The sequence below is a fragment of the Lentzea aerocolonigenes genome (genome assembly GCF_000974445.1).
Classification (GTDB): domain Bacteria; phylum Actinomycetota; class Actinomycetes; order Mycobacteriales; family Pseudonocardiaceae; genus Lentzea; species Lentzea aerocolonigenes.
Genome location: NZ_BBOJ01000007.1, coordinates 438,516 through 446,052 on the forward strand (window position 1 = coordinate 438,516; position 7,537 = coordinate 446,052).

A 7,537-nucleotide genomic window follows, 5' to 3' on the forward strand; every position below is an offset into this window, starting at 1 on the left:
TCACCCGTTGAGCGTCACGGTTTCCGCCTCCTCCTCGCCCACGCTGTCGAGGAGCACCTCCAGCCAGGCCACGATCAGTTCCGTCGCCTCTTCCGGCTCCGGCATGCCGATGCCCAGCACGTTCTCCTTCTGCCACAGCTCGAACACGGGCCGCCGCTGCGGTTCGACCACGGTGTGCCCGTCCGCGCGCAGCGTCTCCACGTGCCTGCGCACCACCGGTTTGTCCCACATGACCTCGTTCATGGCGGGGAAGAACAACGCCGGCCGGGTGGCGGCCAGCAGCGCGGTCTGGGCCGGTGACGAGCCGAGGCCGAGTGCGGTCGCCGCCAGCACGTTCGCGGTGGCCGGCAGCACGACGATCCCCAGCGACCTCCTGGCGAACTCGACCGGGTTGAGGTCCGGGTCGTCGCTGACGCACACCTCGTCCGCGTACCAGCCCGCGACTTCTCGCCGCAGGAACCGTTCCGCGCTGTGCGTCAGCAGCACGCGCAGGCTCAGGTCGATCTCCTGCCGCAGCCACGTCAGATATCCCGGCATGCCCAGTGCGGCACTGGATCCGGTCACGATGATCGAAAGCGCGTCGTCTCGCATGCGCACACCGTCCACCGTCCCGTGCGGTGGTGGCCATGGGGGACGGCCCCCAATCCACGCGCGGCGGCCGCGGCGAATTCCGGGGTCCCGTCCCCACTGCGGCGCGAGGTCCGCCGCTGACACGGTGAGTTCCGCCGACGCCTCGGCAGAAACGGGGGTGACTCCCATGAAGAAGATCGCGATCCGCAAGAACGGTTCGATCAAGCTCACGTCTTCCGCGCCGGGCTACTGCACTCCTTGTTGCTGATGAACCGGGCGGCCGCTCCCGTGCTCTGCCCGGGAGCGGCCATCCACCTACCTCCCGGAGTTCTCGATGTCCGCGCACCGTCTGGAGTTCCACCCGCTGACCTACGTCGAGGAGCACGACGGGATCACCGTCGGCAGGCCCGACGCCGAGTCCTACGCCACGCTGCCGGAGGACGGAGCGGCCCTGCTGCGCCGGCTGTCGGAGGGCATGCCGGTGCCGGAAGCGGCCGACTGGTACCGGACCGAGTTCGGTGAGCCCATCGACATGGAGGACTTCGTCGCGGCGCTGCACGAGCTCGGGTTCATCCGCGAGGCCGGGGAAAGTCCGGCTGTGGCAAGGGAAGTCCGGTTCCAGCGGCTCGGCCGTGCGGTGTTCTCACCACTCGCGTGGGCGTGCTACGCCGTGCTCGTGGCCGTGGCGCTGGTCCTGATGGCCGCACAACCCCAGCTGCGCCCGCACGCGGAGAACGTCTTCTTCACCTCCTCGCTCGTCGCGGTGCAGCTGGTGCTGACGTTCTCCCAGATCCCCGCGCTCCTGCTGCACGAGGGCTATCACGTGCTGGCCGGGCGGAGACTCGGTCTGCCGTCGAAGCTCAGCGTCGGCAGGCGGTTGTACTTCCTCGTCGTGCAGACCGAGCTCGACGGCCTGCTCAGCGTGCCGCGGCGCAAGCGCTACCTGCCGTTCCTCGCGGGCATGCTCGCCGACCTGCTGCTGTTCAGCCTGCTGACGGCGACCAGCGCGGTAGCGGGGCCGAACCTGGTGGGGCGCTTGGCACTCGCCGTCGCCTACCTGATCGTGTTGCGGCTGGCCTGGCAGTTCTACGTGTTCCTGCGCACCGACCTCTACTTCGTGTTCACCACCGCGCTCGGCTGCACGAACCTGCACGAGGCCACCACGGCGTACTTGCGTGACAGGTTCGCCTGGTTGCCGGGCGTCCGCAGGTCGCCGCAGCAGGACTGGTCCCCACGCGATCGGCAGGTCGCGCCGTGGTTCGCGGCGATCACCGTCGCCGGAGTGGGTTTCCTGCTGGTGACGCTCGTGGTCGCGATCCTGCCGGTGATCGTGGGGTTCGCGGTCAGGACGTGGAACGCGCTGGCGCAGGGCACCTCGGGCGGCGCGGGTTTCTGGGACTCCGCCGTGTCCGTTCTGTTGATCTTGATCCAGGCCGTCCTGCTGCTCGTGGTCTCCCGCCGCGACAGCTCATCGAGGAAGGAACGAGCATGAGCGAGCACCTGTGGCGGACCGGTCCGCGAGCCGAGGCCTTCGGTGACGCCGACTTCGAGGTCGACTGCCACTCCAGGCTGCGCGGGCCGTACACCGGCGTGGGAACACTGCTGCGCGCGTTGGTGCCGGCCGTGCACGCCGAACGGCCTGATCTCGTCCAGCGCCACGCACTGGAGATCCTCTCCGCCGCGCCCGAGCTGTCCGGTCTGATCGGCGCGGGACCGCAGACCCTCACCTCGCTCGCGATCCCCAGTGAGCGCACGAGGATCTACCCCGCGAACAGGACCCGGCGGCTCGCCCACGGCGTCTTCGAGTTCCTGCGGTCGCACGCCGAGCTCGCCGGCCACGATCCGCTGACGCTGGCGTTCACGAACCTCGACGAGGCCGACCACACCGACCAGGAGTTCGTCGCCATCGCGTTGCGGCGCAGCGGATCCGGCCCGCTGCGGTTCGTGGTCACGACCCGCACCGAGCACGTCGACGAGGAGCTGGCGGCCTCGCTGCGCCGGTACGCGCGGCAGACCGTTCCGGCGCAACGTCCGGATTTCGTTGGCACGGAAGAAGAAGCGCTGCGGGCGTTCATCGACGGCGACTGCACCTCGGACGATCCCCGCCTGCTCGCCGCGTACGCCGCGGCCGCGGACGACGTGCGCGCCCGGCTGCACGACGAACGCGCCGCCCGGCTCACGGGAGGTGACAGCAGCCTCGGCCTCGGTGCGTTGCTGTACCACCTCGAACACGGCAGCGATTCCGCCGGAGCGGGCAGCATCGCGATGCTCGACGCCGCGAACCACTGCTTCGACATGGGTTTCTACAACATGCTCCTCGACATCGTGCCGCGCGGCAGGGCGATCACGGATCCTGACGCGGAGCAGGAGCGCCACTGGCTGCTCACCACCAAGATGACCACCGCGCTCGCGTCGCTCGACCGCAGCCTGGAGAGCCTGCCGTACTACGACGAGCTGCGTGAGCGGCACACCCTGCCGATGGTGCACCTGTTCTGCTCCTACGCGATGGCGATGCTCTACACGCGGCACCACCCGCCGGAGCACAAAGACCACCACCAGGCCAAGGTGCTGCTCAACAACGCCGTCGCCATCGCCTCCCTGCTGCCCGACATCGAGCAGCGGACGTTCCAGACGGTGTTCCAGAACAACGGCAAGGCGTTGGTCGAGATGCACCTGGGCAACCTCCCAGGTTCTCTCGCGCTGGTGAACGAGGGCGTGCGGCGGCTCGACGCGGAACTGGATCCGGAGAAGCACCAGCTGCACAGGTCGGTGCTGCTGAACAACAGGGCCAAGGTGCTGGTGGCACTGGGCCGCGTCGAGGAGGCACTCGCCGACCTCCACGCGGTGATCGAGGTCGACCCCAACTACCCCGACTACTACTTCGACCGCGCCGACGTGTGGCGCAGGCTGGGCGAGCCGGAACACGCGCTGGCCGACTACGCCAAAGCCATGACGCTCACCGCGCCGTTCCTCGAGCTGCACTACAACCGCGCCGACCTGCGCGCGGAACTGGGCGACCTCGAGGGCGCGATCACCGATCTGTCCTATGTGGTCGAACTGGAACCCGACCAGCTGGACGCGCGCATCAACCTGGTCAGCCTCCTGATCGACACCGGCTCGTTCGACACCGCCCGCGCCTGCGTCGACGAAGGCCTGCGCGTGCACCCGGAGGACGCGCGACTGCTGCACGCGAGCGGCCTGCTGGCAATGGAGACGGGCGATCTCGACCTGGCGGCCAAGGAGTTCGATCATGCACTGCGCATCGACGCCCAACTCGTGGCCGCACGGGCCAGCCGCGCCGCCCTCGCCCACACCACCGGCGACCAGAACGCGGCCATCGAGGACCTCACCGTCGCCATCTCACTCGACACCGGCAACCCGGACCTGTTGTACAACAGGGGTTTCGTGTACCAGGCAGCCGGCAGGTACCGCGAGGCCATCGACGACTACTCCCGCGCACTGGTGCTGCCCGGCGCCGACGAGCCAGGACTGCTGCACCAGCGGACGATGTGCGAGGCCGAACTCGTGGACCACCGATGACGACCCGTGCTGACCCAGCGCTCACCGGCGAGGACCTCCGCACGTTCATGCGGACCTGGCCCACCGGCATCGCCGTGGTGACCAGCACCGCGGGCACGAACCCGGTGGGCTGCACGGTGAACAGCTTCACGTCCGTCTCCCTGCACCCACCGCTGCTGATGATCTCACTGGCCCAGCACAGCAGCACCCTCGCAGTGATCCGGCAACGGGAGTCGTTCGCCGTCAACGTCCTCGGCTACGCACACCGCCGGCTCGCCACCCGGTTCGCCACGCCCGGCGACGACAGGTTCGCGGGCGTGCCGTGGAACGAACGACTCGGCGTCCCCGTTCTGGACGCCGCGACGGCCGCGGCGGTGTGCACGGTTCGCCAGGTCGTCGAGGTCGCCGACCACGTGCTGGTGATCGGCAGCCCGTGCTGGTGCGGACACCGCGGCGAGAGCGATCCGTTGGTGTTCTTCGACAGCGCGCACCACCGGCTCGCGTGATCCGTGGAACACGCGTGAACGTGTGCGCGGTCGGCTTCGACAGCCCGATCTGGTCATCGGCCTTGGCCTGGGCCGGACATGCTCATGACACTCGGGTCTGCCGTTGTGGGAGGTCTTGAAGTGGACACCGGACTTCAGCAGGCCAACGAGCGGGTCGGCTTTGGTGGTTCGGCGCGGGTTCCAGCGGGGTTGGTCACCTTTTGCCGGTGTGGTCGCTTTGTGTTGGTGGTTGCGCGGGCCATATGACGAGCTTTGGTTGCATCATCGCCGCTTCGCGACGATTGCGATTGGGGCTTGACTTCGGGGCCCTTGCGAGGCGCTGTGTCGGGCGGAAAAGGTCGGATGCTTCGCACCCGCCCGGTCCGAAAAGGCTAGCACCTCGCACCCAAAGTCAAGCCCCAATCGCGGTCGTGCGTGGTTGCGTTTGTTGTTCGGCTCACCTAATTACCGGTTGCCCGCGTTCGCATTGCCCGATTCGACTCGGCTTCGCCATCGCTTGGTTCAACCTATCGTGTGCGGCTTTACCTGTTATTCGTTCGTGATCTTGCGGTAGATTAGACACGTGATCGAAACCCGCCTCCTCTCCACCGACGAGCCGCTCCGCAGTCTCGTCGACGAGGTGACGGAAATCCGGGTCCGCGAGAACGCCGCGTTGCAGATCGTCGCCGAATTGGATCGGCGCGGAGCCGCGACCGAACTCGGTTACAGGAATTTGCCGCAAGTGCTGCGGCACGTCGTCCGCTGGGACATCCACATCGCCAAGCGCTGGATCGACAACGCCGCCCTGCTGACCAACGAGATCACCCCGACCGGCAGCGAACTCGCCCCCAAGCTTCCGCTCACCGCCGAGGCGGTGGCCGAAGGCGCGCTGTCGGTCGAGCACGTCGCGGCGGTCGCGGCGGTGATGCAGACCGTGCCCGCCGACCGCGAAGCCGACGTGGTGGGCTACGCCCGCGACTTCGAGCCCCACACCGTCCGCACACTGGGTGCGAAACTCGCCTACAGCCTCTTCCAAGACGACCCGGAGCCGCGCGACCCCGAGCTCACGCCGCCGCCGGGCAATCAGCACTCGATGTTCTGGAAGAACGGGCGGCTGGAGATCCGGGCCAAGCTCGACAAGGTGACCGGCGCGAAGTACGAGGCGCTGCTCGACCTGCTGGCCAAGCCCCGCCCGACCACCGCCGACGAAGGCCCCGACCCGCGCACCCGCGAGGAACGCGAAGGCGACGCCCTGGCCGAGCTGGTCGACCTGATGCTGCGGGCCGACCAACTGCCCGAGCACGGCGGCGAACCAGTCACCCTGACCCTGACCATGCCCTACGAGGACCTCGCCAACCAGGTCGGCCACGCCACCCTCGACAACGGCGACCGCGTCCCGGTCGAGCAGGTGCGTGAGCTGGCGTGCAACGCGGGCATCATCCCGATGGTCCTCGGCGGAGCAGGCCAGCCGCTCAACGTCGGCCGCAAGACCCGCACCTTCCCGGCCGCGATCCGCAGGATTCTGGTCACCAGGGATCGGGGCTGTGCCTTCCCTGGCTGCGGCAGACCGCCCAGGCAGTGCGACGCCCACCACATCACACACTGGGCCAACGGCGGAAACACCTCCGTCGACAACGCCGTGCTGCTCTGCCGCCACCACCACACGCTCATCCACCAGAGCAAGTGGGACGTCAGGATGGTCAACGGCATCCCGACCTTCTACGCACCCGAGTGGCTGGACCCGCTCCGCAAACCCAGACGGAATCCGATCAACATCGCCTGACCACGGCCAGGCAGGCGATAGCGATGCCGCCCCGGTCACGGCGAGGACGCTGATGACTGAGGCTCGGCCACCACGAGCAAGCAGATCAATGCTGCCGGGCCGATGGCTGGATCGGCTGCGGCCTTCCATTCATCGCGTGGGCCATTCTGTCGTGCTTTGACGGCGAGACACCGATGGCAAAGTGATCCCGGCGACGGACAACGACAAAGGGTAAACCGCGACGGCGGCGGCATTGCCGAGCGCCCCACAAGCCGCAATGGCAAGGCACAACCACCTCTCCCGCTGAACCGCCGTCAATGGCGACGCCGAGCACCCAACAACCGCGATGACGAAGCCGAGTCGGACAGGGCAATGCGAACGCAGGCAACCGGTAATGAGGTGAGCCGAACAACCCAACGCAACCACGCACGACCGCGATTGGGGCTTGATGCGATGAAGGAGCGGGGCCTCGCTCCTGGTGGGTCCCGAGCGGACACTCGGGTTGCTCACTCCAACTCAAGGGAGGCCCCTGTGTCTGAGTATGACGGGAAACAGTTCGTCGGGATCGATTTGCACCGGTCTCGTTCGGTGATCGTGCGGATGACCGCTGAGGGTGAGCGGTTGGACGCGGTGCGGATCGTGAACGATCCGATGCGGTTGATGGCCGAGATCGGCAAGGCCGGTGAGGCGCCGGAGGTGGTGCTGGAGGCCACCTATGGCTGGTACTGGGCCGCGGACGTGCTGGCGGAGGCGGGCGCGCACGTGCATCTGGCGCATCCGCTGGGGATCAAGGGATTCACGACCCGGCGGGTGAAAAACGATGTGCGGGATGCCACGGATCTGGCGGACCTGCTGCGGATGGGCCGCCTGCCCGAGGCGTGGATCGCTCCGCCGGCGGTGCGGGAGCTGCGGGAGTTGGTGCGGTATCGGTGCCGGCTGGTCGGCCGGCGGTCGGGGTTGAAAGCGGGTGTGCACGCGGTGCTGGCCAAGCAGGGCCTGCGGCTGCCGGTCACCGATCTGTTCGGGGTGCGCGGGCGTGTCCTGCTCGCGCAGGTTCCGCTGGAGCCGGTGTTGCGGGCCAGGGTGAACTCGCAGTGCCGGCTGATCGACGCGTTCGGTTTCGAGATCGACACCGTCACCGGCCTGCTGCTGCGCCGGGCCGCCAAAGACCCCGGCTGGACGGTGATCCAGCAGATCCCCG

6 protein-coding genes are annotated in these 7,537 nt (G+C 68.1%); 5 read left to right on the forward strand and 1 reads right to left on the reverse strand.

The window, feature by feature from the left end:
- The gene (locus AOM45_RS16505; RefSeq protein ID WP_201779986.1) at nt 1-795 is read right to left on the reverse strand and encodes a flavoprotein; all 795 of its coding nucleotides are present in this window, start codon (nt 793-795) and stop codon (nt 1-3) included.
- A 109-nt stretch (nt 796-904) separates the two neighbouring features.
- Here AOM45_RS16505 and AOM45_RS16510 point away from each other — a divergent pair, with 109 nt between their 5' ends.
- The 5 genes from AOM45_RS16510 to AOM45_RS16530 all read left to right on the forward strand — a co-directional run.
- Nucleotides 905-2,062 (forward strand): hypothetical protein, encoded by a 1,158-nt coding sequence (locus AOM45_RS16510; RefSeq protein ID WP_030474244.1) that lies wholly within the window; start codon nt 905-907, stop codon nt 2,060-2,062.
- The gene (locus AOM45_RS16515) at nt 2,059-4,110 is read left to right on the forward strand and encodes a tetratricopeptide repeat protein (protein ID WP_051784872.1); all 2,052 of its coding nucleotides are present in this window, start codon (nt 2,059-2,061) and stop codon (nt 4,108-4,110) included. The genes AOM45_RS16510 and AOM45_RS16515 overlap by 4 nt, the downstream gene beginning before the upstream one ends.
- Nucleotides 4,107-4,595 (forward strand): flavin reductase family protein, encoded by a 489-nt coding sequence (locus AOM45_RS16520; protein WP_030474246.1) that lies wholly within the window; start codon nt 4,107-4,109, stop codon nt 4,593-4,595. Before AOM45_RS16515 ends, AOM45_RS16520 begins: the two co-directional genes overlap by 4 nt.
- Nucleotides 4,596-5,157: 562 nt before the next feature.
- A complete protein-coding gene (locus AOM45_RS16525; protein ID WP_059362529.1) occupies nt 5,158-6,357 on the forward strand; it encodes an HNH endonuclease signature motif containing protein in 1,200 nt (399 codons plus the stop codon).
- Nucleotides 6,358-6,867: 510 nt separating this feature from the next.
- Nucleotides 6,868-7,537: IS110 family transposase (locus AOM45_RS16530; protein WP_201779987.1), on the forward strand; the 670-nt coding region annotated here is incomplete at its 3' end.

Excerpts from the sequence above, each read along its gene's own strand:
- AOM45_RS16510 (WP_030474244.1), top strand. The coding sequence starts at position 905 with ATGTCCGCGCACCGTCTGGAGTTCCACCCGCTGACCTACGTCGAGGAG.
- AOM45_RS16520 (WP_030474246.1), top strand. The coding sequence starts at position 4,107 with ATGACGACCCGTGCTGACCCAGCGCTCACCGGCGAGGACCTCCGCACG.
- AOM45_RS16515 (WP_051784872.1), top strand. The coding sequence starts at position 2,059 with ATGAGCGAGCACCTGTGGCGGACCGGTCCGCGAGCCGAGGCCTTCGGT.